Below are 20,340 nucleotides of genomic sequence, written 5' to 3'. Positions count from 1 at the left end.
AAATAAAAGTTTTTATGAAACTTACATTACCTCAACAAGATATTTATTTTGATCAGATCCTACATCCTAATGAACCAATTTATAATATTGGTGCAAAAATTGAGATTAGAGGGGTTATAAATAATGAAATATTTAATAATGCATTTACGGCATTAATTGATCAGCATGATGCTTACAGAACTGTTCTCGTGAAAAATGATGAGGAAGTATCAGCAAAAATTACTGAAGGACAAATTTCTAAATTGGGATTTGTTGATTTTTCACATTCTGAAAAACCTGTTGAAGAAGCTGTCTTTTACATGCAAAAGCAGTTTAAGACATCTTTTGATTTATTTAATGAAAGTCCCTTATATAATTTTACGTTGGTAAAAGTGCAGGAAGATTTTCATTACTTATTTTCTGTCTATCACCATATAATAACAGATGGCTGGGGAACTTCTTTGATGTTTCAAAGGCTGGTTCAAAATTATAATGAAATTACTGATTTCGGAAGTGTTCAAACCTTGTATCCTTTTACCTATACTCATTTTGCAGAAGATGATTATAACTATAAAAATTCACCATCATTTACAGAAGATTTAAATTATTGGAAACAAAAATTTAAAACCTTACCGGAAAATCTATTAGATAAATTAGATGATGGTGTTCAAATAAATAAAAGCAGTCGAAAAAAAATAATTATTAAAAGAGAGGTTTATAACGAACTTAATCATTTAGCATTAGACTATAAGTGTTCTTCATTCCATTTAATATTAGGTATTCTATACACTTATTTTGCAAGAAATTATGAAAAAAATGATATAACTATTGGTTTACCGGTATTAAACAGAGGTAAATCTGTGTATAAAAAAACGGTTGGTCTTTTTATGGGGGTTTCTCCATTAAGAATAGCAATAGATTTCGAAACCACTTTTCATGATTTAATTGTTGAAATAAAAAATGAGCTAAAAAAAGATTATCGTCATCAAAGACTGCCTTTAGGTAAACTAATTCAGCATATTAATTCGTATGGAGAAAAAGAAAGAATTTTTAATCTGACACTTTCTTACGAAAAGCAAAATTATTCGAGTCATTTCCATAATACAATTACTAATGTAATTCCGTTAAGTCATGAATCAGAACGTGTTGCATTAGCAGTTTACATTAGAGAGTTTGATGATCTGGAAGATGTTATAATTGACTTTGATTATAATCTTAATTATTTTGATGAAGTAAAGATTGATCAGTTTGCAAATCATTTTGAATGTTTGTTGCATGATGTTTTAATAAACTCAGATAAAAAAATAAAAGATTTAAACTACCTCACGCAAGAAGAGCGAAAAAAGGTAGTTTTAGATTTTAATGAGACAAAGGTAGAATATTCAAAAAACAGCACTTTTTTAGATCTCTTTAAGGAACACACTGCGACATTTCCTGAAAAACTGGCTTTATTTGATGATATCAATTCCTATTCTTACTCGCAACTTGATAAATTATCAAATCAGATTGCCGAAATTCTTATTATTGATTATGGAACAGATGATAAATCTGCGGTAGCAGTTCTTTTAGATCGCTCCGCACTTATGGTGGCTGTTTTAATTGGAATAATGAAATCCGGCAGGTCTTATATACCATTAGATCCTTTTTTTCCGAAGGAGCGCTTAAGTTATATTGTCGATAATAGTAAGGCGAACATCATAATTAAGAAAAAGGATTACGAAATTGAAGGAAAAAATGTAGTAGATCTGGATACAATTCTGGATAAAATCAAAGATACGGATGTAAATAAACTTAAGGCAATTTCTTCACAAGATACAGCCTATATTATTTATACATCCGGATCAACAGGAAATCCCAAGGGGGTTGAAATTAGCCATAAGTCCTTGCTTAATTTTTTGATAAGCATACAAAACAAACCTGGTATAAATTCGCGGGATTTGTTATTTTCAGTTACCACTTATTCTTTCGATATCTCTATTTTAGAGTTTTTTGTTCCGTTAATTTCGGGAGCTGCAGTATATATAGCGAACCAAAAAGTCCTATCTGACCCGGAGTTAATAATTGAAAAATTAACAGATCTAAAACCAACAGTAGTTCAGGCAACACCAAGTTTTTATCAAATGTTGTTTAATGCAGGCTGGTACGGAGATAAACAATTAAAAGTTTTGTGTGGTGGTGATCTTTTAAGTGAAGCACTAGCTGAAAAGTTATTGAGCCATTCTTTAGAATTATGGAATATGTACGGACCAACAGAAACAACTATATGGTCAAGTTCAAAAAAAATAAATAGCGCTAAAGAATCTGGAAATATTGGCAAACCTATAAACAATACACAATTTTACATTGTCGATAAGTTTTTAAATCCCAAACCGGTAGGATCAATTGGTGCTATTTATATTGGTGGTGATGGTTTAGCAAAAGGATATTATCAAAACAGTAAACTGACTGCAGAAAAGTTTGTCAATAATCCGTTTAATGATCAATTGTTTTATGAAACAGGAGACGTTGGCAAATGGAATGAACTAGGAGAAATTGAATTTTTAGGAAGAAATGATAACCAGGTTAAAATAAGAGGATACAGAATTGAATTAGGTGATATAGAGTTTCAATTAAACCAAATAGAAGAGATTGTTGATGCTGTAGTAATTGCTAAAAAAAAGGAGCAGCAGGAAGCTTTTTTGGTTGCTTATGTTTTAGAGCATAAAAAGAAAATTAATACTGAATATGTTATTTCAGAATTAAAAAAACATCTTCCCTACTATATGATTCCCATGGCAGTAATTCCGGTAAAAGAATTCCCGCTTACGCCAAATCAAAAAATAGACAGAAAATCCTTGACTCAGAGAGATATTGAGCAAAATATAAACCAAGATGATTTTAAAGCTCCTGTTTCGCATCTGGAGAAAAAGATATCTGAGTTTTGGAAAGAAGTTTTAAATATTAATACGCCGCTTAGTATAACTAATAATTTCTTTTCTTTAGGAGGACACTCTTTAAATGCAGTAAAATTAATAGGTCTGATTAGTAAAAATCTTTCTCTTACCATCACATTAAAGACAATATTTGATTATCCAACAATTGAGGCATTAGGCGGTCATTTATCAGAATTAAAACCAGGTAAGCTTATCACGATTCCATCAGCAGAGTTAAAAGAATTTTATACGTTAACTCCGTCACAGTATAATATATGGCTAGCGTCGCAGCAAAAAAAATATTCCATTGCTTATAATATGTCTGCCGCCTACAATATAGAAGGAGCATTAAATCTAGATAAAATTAGAAAATCAATAAATAATATAATTGATAAGCATGAGATTTTAAGAACTAATTTTATTGAAATTGACGGAATTCCTTATCAGAAAATTAATGATTTTGAGAAAGAAAAATTTGAAATTTCACTGGCTAAAATAGAAAGACAAGAAATAAAACAATATATAGATACATTTATTAGTACTGAATTTGATCTTGAAAAGGATCTGTTGTTACGTGTTAAACTATTGCAATTAGATGAAGAAGAATTTATAATACTCTTTTCTGTTCATCATATCATTATGGACGGATTGTCATTAGAGATTTTTATAAAAGAATTTATTACCTATTATAACGAAAATAATACAGAGAAAATAGCCGCAGAAAAAAAATCAAATTTTCAGTTTAAGGATTATTCAGAGTGGCTTAATAGGGAAATAGAAAGTAATTCATCAGAAAATAAATTATTCTGGAACAATTATCTTCACAATTATAGTATCAAAGATTCTTTTGACAAGGATTTTGAAAAGCAGCAGAATCAACATGCCTTAAGTCAACATTCGTTTGAGTTAACAGCAGATTTAACTTTAGTTTTAAAAGAACTAGCTCTTGCACAGCAAGTAACATTATATACATTTTTAGTTACTGCTTTAAATGTTTTGATTTACAAATTTTCAAGACACAGGGATATTTGTATCGGAACAGTGAGTTCAGGAAGAAATGTTCCGGCGCTGACTGATCTTATCGGAATGTTTGCACAAACAGCAATCTTAAGAACACAAATACTCCCAGGTCAGATTTTTAGTGATCTTTTAAAGAACACTCAAAGAGATTTATTAGAAATTGATCATTATGGATTAGGTGCAGCTGATCAAATGAAATTATCCGTTTTTGACTTAATGCTGGTATATCAAAATCCGGAATTTTCTTTTGACAGCATTAATGATTTTACTGATTTTAAACTTACTTCTTACGCCATTGAACACAAATTTAGCAGAATGCCGATTGTAATAAACTGTTTTGAAAACGATAACAAACTGAAAGGAATTATAGATTATAACAGTGACTTATTTGAGCAAAGTACTATCGATATTATTGCTTCAAAATTTTGTAGTCTTTTAGAGGAAATTAGCAATGATCCGTTTATAAAACTAGATTTAATCACTTTAAAATCAGAATTAGAAAAGACGATTTCTTTTGATTTTGATTTCTAAAACAACTAATAGTTTGATTCATATATATTATTGCTATCTGTCTGAGGAAAATCATGAAGATTTATTACGAATTTATTTGCCCCGCTTTGATGAACATTATCAAGATAAAATCAGAAAATATAGAAGATGGCAGGATGCACAGCTATCTATTCTTGGAAGGATATTATTATTTTATGGAATTGAAGAAGTTTTCAAAATAAATGGTTACGCCAAAACGATAAAACATACTGAGTTTGATAAACCTTATTTTGAAGAGAATTCTGTACATTTTAATATTTCTCATTCCGGTGAAATAGTTATTTGTGCCATAAGTGATGTGTGCGAAATAGGAATAGACATAGAGATATTTTCGTCGATTACATTCGATGATTTTAAATTCCAGATGAGTCAGAATGAATGGCAAAAGCTCGAGTTATCTGCGGATAAAACAGCATATTTTTTTGAATACTGGACCCAGAAAGAAGCTGTCATAAAAGCTCACGGTCATGGATTATCTATTCCTCTAAAATCATTCGAAATAATAAACAATAATACTAAAATCAGCAACGAAAATTATTATTTAAAAGAGATTACAGTGGATGAAAAATATAAATGTTATATCGCTCTCAAGCAAAATACAAATGAAATTTGTTTAATAAAAAAAATGATCAAAACTCATAATTTAATCAAAGAATAAAAATGAAAAATTTAGTTGGACTATTGTTATTAATGTATTTGCTGCCAAACTGTTTGTTTTCTCAAAATAGCTTTTCTAAGTTAGAAAAAACAACTACTTTCTTTCCGGGTAATGAAGATCTCAAAAAAGAAAATATAGAATGGTCCTATTTAAAAGTTCCTGAAAACTGGGAAAAGCCTGAAGGCAGAACAATTAAAATTGCAGTTGCAGTTTTAAAAAGCTTCTCAAAAAATATCAGTAACCCAAATCCGGTTATTTATATTGAAGGCGGACCAGGAGCAGGCGGTACCGAAAGCATAGGAAACTGGGTAAAACACCCGTTAAGAGAAAATAGCGATATTGTTTTTGTAGATGTAAGAGGAACGGGGAATTCCTTGCCAAAATTTTGTCCGGAATTAGGTGAGAAATTTTTAGAAATATTAGCAAAAAATCAAAGCAGTACATTAGATGAACAGCAAAAAACTATTGCTGCGATGTCTTGCAGGCAAGATTTGTTAAATCAAAATATTGATCTGAGTACTTATAACAGTACTTCGATAGCAAAGGATTTAAATGCTTTAAAAATAGCACTAAAATACACAAGCTGGAACGTTTATGGTCTATCTTATGGAACTTATACAGCTCAGGTTTATGCAAGTTTGTTTCCTCAGGATATAAAATCATTAATTTTAGATTCTTCAATTTCAGATATTTATCAGTACTACAATCATAATACTTCAAATTATATGAGTAGTCTGAAAAAAGTGTTTGATCAATGTAAGAATGATCCAAATTGCAACCAGCAATATCCAAATTTAGAAGATACTTATTTTAAAATAATAGAAGATTTAACTAAAAAGCCATTTACAGTTAATGTTAAGAAAAAAATAATCCCGACAGGTAAATTTACTTATAATGCTGAAGATTTTAAAATTGCAATTCAGCAATCCTTATATCGAAAAAAATTGATTGAGGTTTTACCTTTATTAATAACGGAGTTTGATAAAAGAAACAGTAATACCTTAAGTGCACTTGTGGCTTCTTTTGCAGGATCTTTGGGACTTGATTATGGTGTTTATTATTGTATGAGCTGTAATGAAGCAGTTCCAAATAATTCAATTTCAGAATTTAATAAAGATGCTTTAAAATATCCGAAACTAAAAGGAGGGTTGTCTTTTTATAAATCAGATTTCTTTGTTTGTGATAAATGGAATTCAGGACTCAAAAGATCACAAGCTCTAAACGATTTATCGGCATTGCCAGATTTACAGGCACAAGTATTAGTGTTTTCCGGAGAATTTGATCCTATCACGCCCAATTCTAATGGGAAGAGTATAGTCGAAAAATTTAAAAATGGATTTTTAGTAAATGCTCCTGTTTTTGGACATTGTCCAAGTCTTTCCAAAATTGGTTCTAAAATTTTAACTGATTTTATAAATGATCCTAAAAAACAGCCTAATGTTAAAGAGTTTGAGGTCAAGGATAAAGTGCGTTTTATAACCAATATTACAGTTAGTGGCGGAGTTTCAAATTTTGCTAATAGCTTAAATGAATTTGACTTATTATTTTTTCTGCCTTTATTTCTTGCTGCTGCAATACTTTTAATCTCAGTTTTAGTCTTTGTTTACAAGATATTTAAAAATGAAAAAGTTAGTCTTTACAATAAAGTTCTAAGATATCTTATTATCATCACTTCTTTATTAGGGCTGATCTTAATTTTCGGGTTTGTTGTTGCAATTAATACTACTGTTCAGGATAATTTTTACATCCTTGCTTTTGGATTGCCAGCCAGTTTTAATTTTTTATTTGTTATACAGTGGGTATTTATAGCTCTAACGATTATCTCCATAGTTTTTTTCGCATTTACCATTAAACTACTTTCGAATGTAAGTATTATGGGAACAATCTTATTTTCGTTATTTGTAATCTGTGTTTATTTTTATTATTGGGGATTTTTTGCCTAAACAAATTTCATCATATTCAACTATAACTTCTGCACTAACAGAAGTTATAGTTCTTATAAAATAGACTATTTTCAAAAAAGTCTAGTACAATAAAATTAAATTGTACGGGTATTTTGGTAAAATAATTGCCGTCCATCTAACAAGTTTTTACTAAAAAATTGATATAAACATTTGGTAAACATACAATTTCCAACGAAAATTCTTTTCGAGGCCATTTTTTAATATACCGTAATTACTATATCGTTATAGTTTATCATGTATTAATTGAAAGGCAATATCTTATTTAATATATAAGCACTTCATTCACAGTAATTTTAGTGTAACGTTAACAGAGTTATAAGAAGCCGTAAATTTTACGTAAAAAGTCCGTAATTATTTATTGAAGTCTATGCTATTTTTGTGAAAGATCTTAATAAAGTTAGCACATTATTAATATATTTTTTATGAATAATGGCCTATTGACTTAATAAGTGTGTATTTATCATTTTGATATGAAAAAATATAGATGAGATTTTGAGCTTAATATAATGAATTTTGATTGAACAATTATTCACCCTAATAATACTCAATTAAATTTTTGATCTCCTTAAAAGTTCGGAAATAAAGCTTACAGAACATAAACTATTTTATTTTATGAATCAATTTTTAGAAAAATTAAACCAACTCAATATAAAGTTAACTCTTAACAATGATAATTTGGATATACAGGCTCCTAAGGGAGCTGTTACGACTGTTATTTTAGAAGAAATTAAAAATAACAAATTTGAACTTGTTTCCTTTTTAAAAAGCCTTACTCCGGTACAATCAATTGTAAAAACGACATTAAGCAACTATTATCCACTTTCTTCTGCTCAAAAAAGATTGTGGCTAATTGATCAGATGAATCCTGAAAATACAGCCTATAATATTCCTATTTTATTCGAAATTCACGGACATATTACAGTGCATAAGATGCAAAAAACTTTTGAATCGCTATTAAAAAGACATGAATCTTTGAGAACAATTTTTCGTGTAAATAACGACGGAGATCCTGTTCAAATGATTATTGATGCTGATGATATCCCGTTTTTTCAAATAGATTATAAAGAAATTTTTGAAGAAACTCTATATCAAAAAGAAATTGAATCGTTTGTAACTAAATCATTTGACCTTTCAAAAGACTTTCTTCTAAGAGTTACCCTTATTAAGATTGCCCAAGATAAACATTTGCTATTAATAGCTATGCATCATATTATTAGTGATGGATGGTCTATTGAAATTCTGGCAGAAGATTTTTTTAAAATTTATAGTAGTCCAGATAATGATGCAAATGCTTTAGAAAAGCTGTCCATTCAATACAAGGATTACGCAGTCTGGCAACAGGGCAGAGGAGCAAGCGAAGAAATTATAAAAGCTAAAGAATATTGGCTTTCTGTTTTCTCAGGTGAAATTCCAGTTCTGGAGCTCCCTTCTTATAAAAAAAGACCTAAATACAGAACCGGAAACGGAAAGACATTAAGTTTTGAATTTGACAGGCAAAAATTATCAAAGATTTCAGATTTATGCTCCCAAAATAAAGCAACGTTGTTTATGGGGATAAAATCTTTAGTAGATATTTTATTATTTAAATATTCTCGGCAAAATGATTTCACTATTGGAACTCCGATTGCGAACAGAGAGTATTTTGAATTAGAAAATCAAATAGGATTTTATGCTAATACACTGGCTCTTCGAACAAAGTTCGAGTCTGAAAAAACGTTTCTGGAGGTACTAAATTACAATTGTAGTCAATTATTAGAAGCTTATAAATATCAATCTTACCCATTTGATGAATTGGTTTTTAATTTAAATCTTCAATCGGATTTAAGCCGAAATCCGTTATTCGATATCATGATTTCTTTACAGCCAAAATCAGATAGTGGTATTTCTAATTTGGATAACCTGATTTTCAAAAAAGTAGATTTTAAAGATCAGACTAGTAAGTTCGATTTATTATTTAATTTTTATATAGAAGAAGGAAAACTGTTATTAGATCTTACTTATAATAGTGATATTTATGATGACTTTTTTGCCAATAAGGCGGCGAAACATCTAAATGCTATTCTAGAGCAAGTACTATTGTTTCCTGATACGGCAGTAAATAAAATTGATATTTTAACTCAGGCTGAGCGTCACGAGTTGTTGTATGAATTCAATAACAACAATGCGGAATATCCAACAGACAAAACCATAATTGATCTTTTTGAAGAACAGGTAAAAAAATCGCCGGACAGCATTGCCATTGTTTTTGAAGATATATCTCTTACCTATAAAGAATTAAATGAACAGGCAAATCAATTAGGTTTTTTTCTGCGTCATCATCATAATATTGAACCGGAAGATCTCATACTTATAAAACTTGGCAGAAGCGAGAAATTAATATTGACGATCTTAGGTATATTAAAATCCGGAGCAGCTTATGTGCCTGTGGATCCTTTGTTTCCAGAAGAAAGAATAGCTTACATGAAAAACGATACAAACGCTAAATTAACGATAGATTATGATTTTTTAGCAATGTTCGAAACTGTAAAAAAAGATTATTCGACAGAAAATATTACGTCAATAACTAAGGCTGAAAACCTGGCCTATGTAATGTATACTTCTGGAACTACCGGACAGCCAAAAGGTGTAATGATTGAAAATAAAAGCTTTATAAATCTTCTTTACACTTACAATCCAGGTTTTGAAGTGCATAACACATCTTTGACATGTAATTATAATTTTGATGTTTCTGTATTGGAAATATTTAACGCAATCCTGACAGGATCAAAATTATTTATTCCTACTTACGAAACTATTTTGTCTCCGTTGGATTATGCCAAATACATTATAAATAATAAAATTACAAGTTGCTATATACATCCAATGCATTTAGAAACCATTGGTAATGAATTCAACAATAGCGGTTATGATCAAATTAAAAAATTGCTGATAGGGGTGGAGCCTATTCCGTACAGGCTTATTGAGTTTTTCCTGAAAACGGCCGAAGTTATTAATGGTTATGGTCCGACTGAAAATACAATATGGTCTACTTTTTTTAAAATAAAGGAAAAACCAAATACTCCATTTCTTCCAATTGGGCAGGCAGTTGCCAATACACAAGGCTATGTATTGGATGAAAATTTATCACTGGTACCTGTTGGTGTAAGTGGAAAGCTGTTCTTATCCGGTTCTGGACTTTCCAGAGGATATTTGAATAAACAGGAGTTATCTGAGCAGAAATTTATAAATAATCCATTTGCAGAAAACACCAAGATGTATGACAGTGGTGATATTGTGAGATGGCTGCCGGATGGAAATATAGAGTTTATAGGAAGAGAGGATTTTCAGGTAAAAATACGAGGATATCGAATTGAATTAGGAGAGATAGAAACCCATGCACTAGGATACAGTATCGATATTGTGCAAGTAGTGGCAGATGCTAAAAAAATAAATGATGATAAGGTTTTGGTATTGTATTATACCAGTAGCAAAAAAGATGCAATTAATAAGACGGAATTGAGAGATTATTTAGCAACGAAACTTCCGGAATATATGGTTCCTGTTTTTTTTGTAGAATTAGATGCTATTCCGTTAACAGCCAATGGAAAAATATTTCGTAGAGGATTGCCGGAAGTAAAAGAGCAAGATGTTATAAAAAAAGAATACAGCGCGCCAAGAAGCAAAACAGAACAGCAGTTGGCAAATATCTGGAAAGAAGTATTAGGTGTTGACCAGATTGGAATTAATGACAATTTTTTTGAATTAGGTGGTAACAGCTTAAAATTGATCAATTTGTCTAATAAATACAGACAAATTTTTAATGCAGACATTGCAATAAGCAAACTATTTAAAAGTGCTGATATAATAAAACATGTTAAGCTGATAGAAGCCGGAAGCAAAAATAATTTTGAAATTAAAAAAGTTTCCAGTCAGCCATATTATCCAGTAACTCCAACTCAAAAAAGCATTTGGGAGATTGATAAGTATGTAAATTCTAAAGTTTTTCAGCTTTCTTTTTTTGAAGAATTAAATATAGATGTAGTACTCTTTAAAAAAGCTTACAAACTTATTGTAGCAGAGTATGAAATATTTAGAACGACTTTTAAGGAAGATGAAGAGGATAGGGTACAGCAGTGGCTTAATGATAAAACAGAATCAATTTCAAAAATAACAGAAATTGATTACAGCCAGAAAAATGATCCTTATCAGTTCATAACACAATATTTGGATGAGGATAAAAATACACGTTTTGATTTAGCTGCGGGACCGTTATTTAAATGTATATTATTTAAAATCAGTGAGAACAAATTCTTCCTGCATTTTAGTATTCATCATATAATTTGTGACGGACTTTCATTAAGTATCCTGAAGAAAAAACTTTTTCATTATTATACATTATTAAGTAAGGGACAAGAAATAATTGCCGACGATCTTGCATGGCAATTTAAAGATTATGTAACAATTATGTATCAAAATAAGATGCATGAAAAACACCAAAATTACTGGAAAGAAAAATTCAGATCTGGTAATGTTATACCAGAATTGGAACTAACGTTTGCCAGAAAAAGACCTGCAATTAAAACCTATAACGGAGCTGTTGCTTCGGGTAAAATTGAAAAATCAGTATTAAAAAACCTTCAAGACCTTTCAGAAAAGACAAATAGTACTTTATATTCTAATTTACTTACTATTATTTCTTTAGCTCTGTACAAGAACTCTTTACAGAAAGAAATTATTATTGGTTGTCCTATTTCCGGAAGAGAATCTTCAGATCAGGAAAATCAAATTGGGTGTTTTGTCAATACAGTTCCTTTAAAAATTAGTATCGAGGATGATTTTATGTATTTGGATTTACTCAATAAGATAAGGGATGATATTTTTGAAAGTTTTGAAAACTCATTTTTTTCATTAGAGAGTTTAAAAAAAGACATCGGTTATGTCACAAACCCTTCGAGAAGCTCATTTTTTGATGTATCAGTCATTTTATTAGAAGATCTTGATGTAGATCATATGTTTACTTCAAACCAATTATTTCCAGATCTATATGTACAGACTGAACAAAACAAATACGATTTGTCATTTAATTTCTTAGTTAGAGGCGATGAATTGTTATGCAATCTGGATTACAACATCGATATTTTTAATAAAGAATCGATAGAATTATTTTTTAACGAAATTATTTTTCTAATGCGAAACATTCAGATAGCTGATAGTGTAGCAGCGTGTATTAATTCTATAACAGATGAAAATGAGACGATAGAACACGACAATTTTTTGAAAAGTTTAAATAATATAATTGATACGGACTTTTAATAAAAATGAAGAAAATAGGTATTATATCAGGAATGGGAACTAAGGCGGGACTTGAATTTTTAAATAAATTTATTTCCAGGATAAGTGCAGATAATGACCAGGATTTTCCGGAATTTATCTTTCATAATAACAGTAGTATTCCGGACAGAACAAAATCGATATTAAATATTGGGCCATCACCAATAGAGGAACTACGACGATCCCTGAGTTTAATTTCAGATTACAGAGTAGATTATATCGTATCGACCTGCATAACATCCTATCATTTTTTAAACCAGATTGAGGATAGTTATAGTGGAAACCTTATCAATCCTTTTGAATTAATAATAGAAAAATTAAAAAACAACTTTCCGCAAGTTCAAAAAATAGGATTGCTAGCCACTACCGGAACATTAAAATCAAAGATGTTTGAAAGGGCATTTGAAGATCTGTCATTTGAAATAATTACTCTCGACGGTTATTATCAGGAAGAGAAATTCATGAAATCTGTTTATATGAATGGAGGTTTTAAATCTTCTCATACCACTGCCGAAGCGCATGAATTGTTCTCTGATGCGGTTGATAAATTAATTGAACTTGGTGCAGACTTAATTATTGGAGCTTGTACTGAAACTCAATTTGGAATGGCAAATAAAAAGATCCACATCCCTTATATAGATATTGTAGATCTTTTGGTAGGTGAAATTATTGATTTAATTTATAATACAGTTGAAAATGAGCAGTAGAATTTTAACAAATATCTTAGAAAACATTGTCATTAATAAACCTTCTGAAATTGCTATAGAATGTAATGAAAAATCTATTTCTTATCAGGAGCTAAATCATCAGGCTAATTATATTGCTAATTTCTTACTTTCCTTACAATTAGAAAAAGGATCTGTTATTACAGTATATTTAAATGATAAAACTCAACAGATATTTTCTTTGCTTGGTATTTTTAAATCAGGAAATATCTATTTGCCCTTTGATACTAAATTTGGACACAATCATTGGGATGTGCTGCTTGATAAAATAAAACCGAAAGTGTTTTTTGTAAGCAGAGAATATATACCAGAATTAAAAAAACGACGCTCTTTATTCGAGACAGATCCACCAAAGATTATAATTCTGGAAATGCTTAATTCACAGTTCTGTTTTTCAGAATTTTTCATGGATAGTGATGATCCGGAAATTTTAAAAGTAGCGGATACATACGGTGAAAATGCAAATATAGAAATTGAAAATACGGATTCAAATTATATATTTTTCACATCAGGAACTACAGGTAAACCAAAAGCAGTTTTAGGTAGCCATATTAGTTTAAGTCATTTTATACATTGGGAAATAAAAGAACTGGATATTGTTGAGCCTATTCGTGTTTCGCAAATTACCTCTCTTTCTTTTGATGCCTCTCTAAGGGATATTTTTGTAGCCTTTATAACTGCCGGTACATTATGTATTCCGGATCAGGCTATAAGAGAAAATCCAAATGAATTAACAGATTGGTTATCTCATAAAAAAATTAACCTGCTGCATTGTGTACCAACAGTATTAAGGCTGATTATGAATGCAAAAGAGTATTCAGATACTGAAAACATTAATTTAACAGACTTAAAATATATTTTACTGGCTGGAGAAAAACTGTATGCTAAAGATATCATTACATGGAGAAAATTATTTGGGAAAAATACTGTTTTTTATAATTTATACGGAGCTACAGAATCAACTCTGGTAAAAACATTCTATAAAATAGAAAGCCATAAAGAACTGTCTCATCAGGATGATATTCCGGTTGGACATCCTATATCAAATACATTAATATTGATATTAAATGAAGAAGGATCATTGTGTAAAATCAATGAAAAAGGAAGAGTTTACATAAAAACGCCATTTCTTTCAAAAGGATATTTTGGTGATTTAGAAAACACGAATAAAAAATTTATTCAGAATCCTTTAAATCCGGACAAAGATATAATTTATGATACAGGCGATTTAGGAAAATATGATAATGAAAGAAATTTAATCCTTATTGGAAGAGAAGACGGTGAGACAAAGATAAATGGAGTAAGGGTTGATATCAATTCTATTGAAAGTACAATACATGATTTTGAAGGTGTTGAAATGGCCAAATGTGTTCTTTATGAGCAAAACAGTGATAGCAGTTTAATTTGTTTCTTTTCGTCTCAAATATGCTCAGAAGAAGATTTGAAACAACATTGTTTTAAATTCCTGAGTGTCTATGAACAACCTCTTATTATTAAAATAGATAATTTCCCTACCAATGCCAATGGCAAAATAGATGTGGATCATCTAAAACATAATATTGAATATTACATATCAGAAAAAAAAGAAATCATCGCACCTTCAAATAATGTAGAGGAACGATTACTGACAATCTGGATCGCAATACTCGAATGGAATAAAATAAGTATCAGAGATAATTTTTTCTCTATGGGCGGCCATAGTATCAAAGCATTTAAACTGCTTAATAAAATAAGTAAAGAATTTAATGTTCAATGCAGCTTAAATGATATTTACAGTTACCCTACAATTGAACAATTTGCAGCATTTTTAGATAATGAACCCGTACAGTATTTTGAAAGTATCGTAAAGAGAACACAACAGGAAAGCTATTTGTGTTCTAATTCTCAAAAAAGAATGTGGCTGGTTTCTCTTAAAGAAGAAAATTCAAGTTTATATAATGTACCTATTCATTTTAAATTGAAAGGTAAAATTGATATTAATATACTTAATGAAACTTTTAGAATTCTGGTAGAAAAACACGATGTATTAAGAACACAATTTAAATTTGAAAAGGGAGCGTTATATCAGTATGTAATACCCATGGATAGTGTGCAAAATTTAATGCATGTTATAGAAGATTGTACTGATATTGATACCTATATCCACCGTGAAATTAATACTGGATTTAATTTAGGAACTGAGATTCCTATTCGGATTAAATTACTGAAGAGTCAGCATAATTCAGATGATATATTAGTAATTATCATTCATCATATTGCTTACGATGGCTGGTCGAAAGGTATTATATTTAAGGATATCGTCTCTATTTATGAGAAATTGATACAAAACGAAAATTATAATATAGACCCGTTAGAATTAAGCTATAAAGATTATGTATACTGGCATGAAAAAAAGCTAACGGAACAGGAAGTATTTTGGAAATCATTTTTTGACACCCAATATACGCCACTTGATTTTCCGCTTGATTTTCCTCGTTCCAAAATGACAACTAAAAAAGGAACTTTATTTCAAACTACTATTGAGGCCCATCAGCTAAAACAACTCAAATTTGAAGCTACTAAAGTAAACATCAGCTTAACGGATTATTTTATTGGAGCTGTTGGTATATTATTAAATCTGTACACAGAGCAGAGCAACATAACAATTGGGACAATAACATCTGGTCGTAACCATTTAAATCTGGAAAATATAGTAGGTTCTTTTATAAACTATATACCAATTACAATTAATTTAAAAGATAATGAGTCACTAAAAAACTTTTTTTCAAATTTAAAACTGGGGTTAATTGATTGCTATAATAATCAAAATTACCCTTATGATTTAATGGTCGAAAACTTTATTAAAACCGATGATAATTTAAAAAATCCCATTTTTGATATAATAATTGTATTTCATCACGATGAGAACAATGATAATCACCTTAGAGATATTAATGAAATACAAATAGAAGAATACAATGTTTCTTTAACCGATGATTACCAATCAAAACTAGACATTAAGTTCGATATTAATTTTGCATACGACAAAGCTTTTGTAACGATTGAGTATAATACTGATTTATTTGAAGCGGCTACAATTGAGGCTTTATCTCAAAATTTAATGTTTATACTAAATCATTTATTTGATGATTTAGGAGTTACAATGTCGGATGCTAAAAATCGATTAACAAGTGAAATAAAAATAGACGCAAGAAAGGCTACTAATGTCTCAACTTCATTGCCAATTGTTTTAAATGATAAAATAAAAGCAAAAATCATTTCCTCGTTTACAAGTGAACAGATTAAAGATCAGTTGATAAAAACTTTTAAAACTTTTAATATTGAAAGCACAATTTCGTTTGGAGCCTATAATCAAATAATAAACGAACTTTCGCAAGAAACATTAAATTCAGATCAGTTAGACTATTTAATTGTTTTTAACAGATATGAAGATTATTGGAATAAAAATGAAAGTTATGACGAGGAAAACATCATTTATATTCAAAACGTATTTTTAACCAAACTAAAAGAACTTCCTGAAAACCTGGTTAAACTGATAGGTATTTTTCCTGCTGATGAAAATAAAAAATCGTATTCTATCGTAGAAAAATACAATGAGTCGACAATTGATAAAATAAAAAAAATACCAAATTGTTTCGTATTAGATTTTCGTAATACAAAGAATGTATATCCAAACATTAGTCTTTTTGATGACTATAAAAATGATTTGGCACATATACCGTTTACAGACGATTTTTTTTACATCATATCTCTTCAGGTTGTACGTACATTATTAGCACTTAGAAATACAAATCCTTTAAAGGTAATAGCCCTGGATTGTGATAATACGTTATGGAAAGGAATTTGTGGAGAATCTACTCTTGATGAGATAATTATAGACGGAGGGTACAAATACCTGCAGGAGTTTGTGCTCCAAAAATATAAAGAAGGATTTCTGGTTGTTCTTATTAGTAAAAATAATGAAGAAGATGTCTTTAATGTTTTTGATAATCACCCAGATATGATTTTAAGGAGAGAGCATATTTTGACCTCAAGAATTAATTGGAACAGTAAATCCGAAAATATAATTGAGATAGCAGAAGAATTAAACTTAAACATTAACAGTTTTATATTCATTGATGATAATCCTTGGGAATGTCAGCAAATGATGATTGAAAATCCAGAAGTTTTAACACTTTTATTGCCGGAAAAAGAAGTTTTATTTAGTCAGCTTTTAGCAAGAGTTATTGCATTTGATAAAATTCAGATATCGGAGGAAGACAGACAAAGAACAACACTTTATAAAAAAGAACGCGAAAGAAAAATATTTTCAGCTAACAGAAGTAATAAAGAATTTATTAAAGGTCTTAATTTAAAGGTAAGCTTTAGGTTGGCAAAAAAAGACGAAACAGAGCGAGTGTATCAGCTTTTAAACAGAACGAATCAATTTGTTCTAAATAAATTACCCAGAAGCAATAGTGATATTTCTACTAAAATTGCCCAAAATCACTGTTATGTAATTCATGTGAGCGACAGATTTGGAGATTATGGTTTAACAGGTGTATTAATTTTTGATGAAACAAATGACAATTTAATTGTTGAGAGTTTTAATTTAAGCTGCAGAATTTTAGGGAAAGAAATTGAAAACTGTATACTGGATTGCATCAAAAATCTTGCTAAAAAAAATACTAAAAAACAGCTTATTCTAAATTTTGAAAAAACACCTAAGAATGATTATTTCCAGGAATTTTTAATGAAAAGGAGCGATGTCATATTTTTTGAAAAAAATGATTCAAGCATTTGTAAATTAAGTCTTGAAGAAACAAAACAGCACGACGATATCACATTATATCTTGAAGAGGACATCCCTAAAAAACAAACTTTCGAATTTTATTTTGATCACACAGGGATTGCAGTAAAAAGCATCGAAGAATCAAAAATAAATTATGCTTCTATGGGCTTTTCTTTTAATGAGGTAGTTTTTGATCCTTTGCAAAACTGTTATCTAACAATAGGAAAACATAAAGATTATAATGATATCGAACTTGTACAAGGGTATGATACTGAAATTATTGAAGGAATAAAAACAGTTAGCGGTTTGCCTTATCATATTTGTTACAGAATAAAAAATATTGATAAAACATTGCAATTTTTTACCGAAAACAATATCGTGTACGATGTTATTAGATCTCCGCGAGCCGCTATTTTATTTGGTAATAAAAAAGTAGTATTTCTATATGTTCAAAATATTGGGATTATTGAATTACTGGAAGATGTTGATTTCGATTTTACTGTATTAAAAAACACTTATAAAAGTGTAGCAATTTTTACAAATAATGTATCAAAAGCTAAGCAAAATTTTGAGTTACTTGGATACAAAGATTTGGGAGATTATAAGCTGGTAAATGATACAAATCATAAAATCGATTTAAAGAAAGCATTAGATAATGAACTATCTATAATGCTGGATTTTACGGTAGATGAACATTTTTCAGATGATATAAGTGATTTTGAAGAAACAGCAGATCGTGAAGAGCTGGAATGGATCGATATTTTAGAATATGACAAGTTCAAAATACTCCACTCAAATGTGTACAAAGTATTAGAAGTTTCCAATCTTTCTTATTTCCGTAAGGATCATATTATGCCTCAATATGATGATAAAAACATGGAATGGGTAGATATCCTGACTCAAATGTATATCAATATTCTTGGTGATAAATTTATAGATACAACAAGTGATTTTTCTGAAATGGGAGGTAATTCATTATTATCAACCCAGATTTTGTCCAGATTGTATTATAACTATGATATTGAGATCAATATATTGGATTTCTTTAAAAATAGTTCCATTGAAAAATTATCTCAATTAATATATAATGAACAAAAAACAAGTAATAAAAATGAAATTATAATCTAGAGATCTTCAGTATTTAATTTCTGAGTAGTAATATAAACAATAAATATATAATCAAATGCTTTCACTGACAATTATACTATTTTCAATACTTGCCTCTTCATTGTTAATGCGTGAAGTTTCAAGATTAATAAAATTTCCACAGGTTATAGGTGAGATATTAGGCGGACTATTATTAGGGCCAACTGTATTAGCCATCTTTTTTCCTGAAATTTTCGAAAACCATTTCATGCTAAAAGCCGATCAAAAACCGGCACTTGATGCTGTTTATAATTTGGGATTAATCATATTAATGTTTATTTCCGGAATGGAAACAAAAACCTCTTATAAAAGCAAAGAAAGAGCTATAGTGTCTTATTTACTAGCGGGTACTTTAGTAGCTTTTGTTTTGGGGTTCTTTGCTATGAATTTTTATGGATACCAACCCATAATAGGGGTAAAGGGAGATCTTTTTTCACTAAAACTTGTTTTTGCAATTGCAGTATCTGTAACATCAATACCGGTTATATCACGAATTTTTTTAGATCTTAACTTATTGCATACCAAGTTTTCGACAACAGTTATTACTACAGCCACAATTCAGGATATGGTTTTATGGATTATGCTGGCAACCTTAACCAATAAATTTTCCTCTTTGTATTCTAATATTATTCAGGTGTTAGTAGTTACACCACTATTATTATTTGGGATATTATTCGTTTTACCAAGATTATCTGTGTTATTAAAAAACAGAAAAACTCCAGTAAATAAGAATTTTTTGTTTCTGGTTCTAATACAAAGTTTTTATATCATTGGAGTTATTGTTTACTTATTTAATACCAATAAAATTTTGTCGGCTTTTTTAGCAGGAGTAATTGTAAATAATTTATTTGGACTTAAACTTACAACATTCAAAAAATACTTAAAAAAAATAGCGCTAAACTCATTTATACCGCTTTATTTTGGAATTGTAGGTTACAAACTGAACCTGATACACAATTTTGATTTCTACTATTTCATTGGATTCTTAACTATGAGTTCATTCATTAAAATTTTCTGCATCTATGTTTGTTCAATCTTCCTGAAGTTCAATATGAAAACCTCAATGAATTTTTCGATTGCAATGAATACAAGAGGCGGCCCCGGAATTGTGCTGGCTACAATTGCATTTGACGCAGGAATTATCAATGAAATATTTTTTACCACATTGGTTATTACTTCTATTATAACATCATTGATATCAGGATACTGGTTTTATTTTATATCAGAGAGAGAAACTAAAAACAACGAAGTTCCTCTACAAATTACAACTAAATAACTTTATACATATTAAAAAGTGATTACAAAA

Annotated in this window: 7 protein-coding genes; all 7 read left to right on the top strand. The window is 29.6% G+C overall.

Going from position 1 to position 20,340, the window contains the following annotated elements:
- The first annotated feature begins 14 nt into the window (after positions 1–14).
- The 7 genes from BXU01_RS21685 to BXU01_RS21655 all read left to right on the top strand — a co-directional run bounded on the left by BXU01_RS21685 (position 15) and on the right by BXU01_RS21655 (position 20,310).
- Positions 15–4,442 carry a non-ribosomal peptide synthetase gene (locus BXU01_RS21685; RefSeq protein WP_083695524.1) on the top strand — a complete coding sequence of 1,476 codons (4,428 nt, stop codon included), beginning with the start codon at positions 15–17 and terminating at the stop codon, positions 4,440–4,442.
- A 13-nt stretch (positions 4,443–4,455) separates the two neighbouring features.
- Positions 4,456–5,118: a 4'-phosphopantetheinyl transferase superfamily protein gene (locus tag BXU01_RS21680; protein ID WP_083695622.1), complete on the top strand. Its 663-nt coding sequence runs from the start codon at positions 4,456–4,458 to the stop codon at positions 5,116–5,118.
- 2 nt (positions 5,119–5,120) lie between these two features.
- Positions 5,121–7,061 (top strand): alpha/beta fold hydrolase, encoded by a 1,941-nt coding sequence (locus BXU01_RS21675; RefSeq protein WP_083695521.1) that lies wholly within the window; start codon positions 5,121–5,123, stop codon positions 7,059–7,061.
- Positions 7,062–7,694: 633 nt separating this feature from the next.
- Entirely contained in the window at positions 7,695–12,374 is a 4,680-nt protein-coding gene (locus tag BXU01_RS21670; RefSeq protein ID WP_083695519.1) for a non-ribosomal peptide synthetase, read from the top strand.
- A gap of 5 nt (positions 12,375–12,379) precedes the next feature.
- Positions 12,380–13,099, top strand: a complete 720-nt coding sequence (locus BXU01_RS21665; protein WP_083695517.1) for an aspartate/glutamate racemase family protein — start codon at positions 12,380–12,382, stop codon at positions 13,097–13,099.
- Positions 13,089–19,016, top strand: a complete 5,928-nt coding sequence (locus tag BXU01_RS21660) for an HAD-IIIC family phosphatase (protein WP_083695515.1) — start codon at positions 13,089–13,091, stop codon at positions 19,014–19,016. Before BXU01_RS21665 ends, BXU01_RS21660 begins: the two co-directional genes overlap by 11 nt.
- Before the next feature lie 55 nt (positions 19,017–19,071).
- Positions 19,072–20,310 carry a cation:proton antiporter gene (locus BXU01_RS21655; RefSeq protein ID WP_083695513.1) on the top strand — a complete coding sequence of 413 codons (1,239 nt, stop codon included), beginning with the start codon at positions 19,072–19,074 and terminating at the stop codon, positions 20,308–20,310.
- Positions 20,311–20,340 lie beyond the last annotated feature (30 nt).

It is taken from the genome of [Flexibacter] sp. ATCC 35103 (assembly GCF_001975985.1).
Classification (GTDB): Bacteria; Bacteroidota; Bacteroidia; order Flavobacteriales; family Flavobacteriaceae; genus Flavobacterium.
Note: the sequence above shows the minus strand (reverse complement) of the source record. Positions and strands in the feature narration are given on the sequence as shown.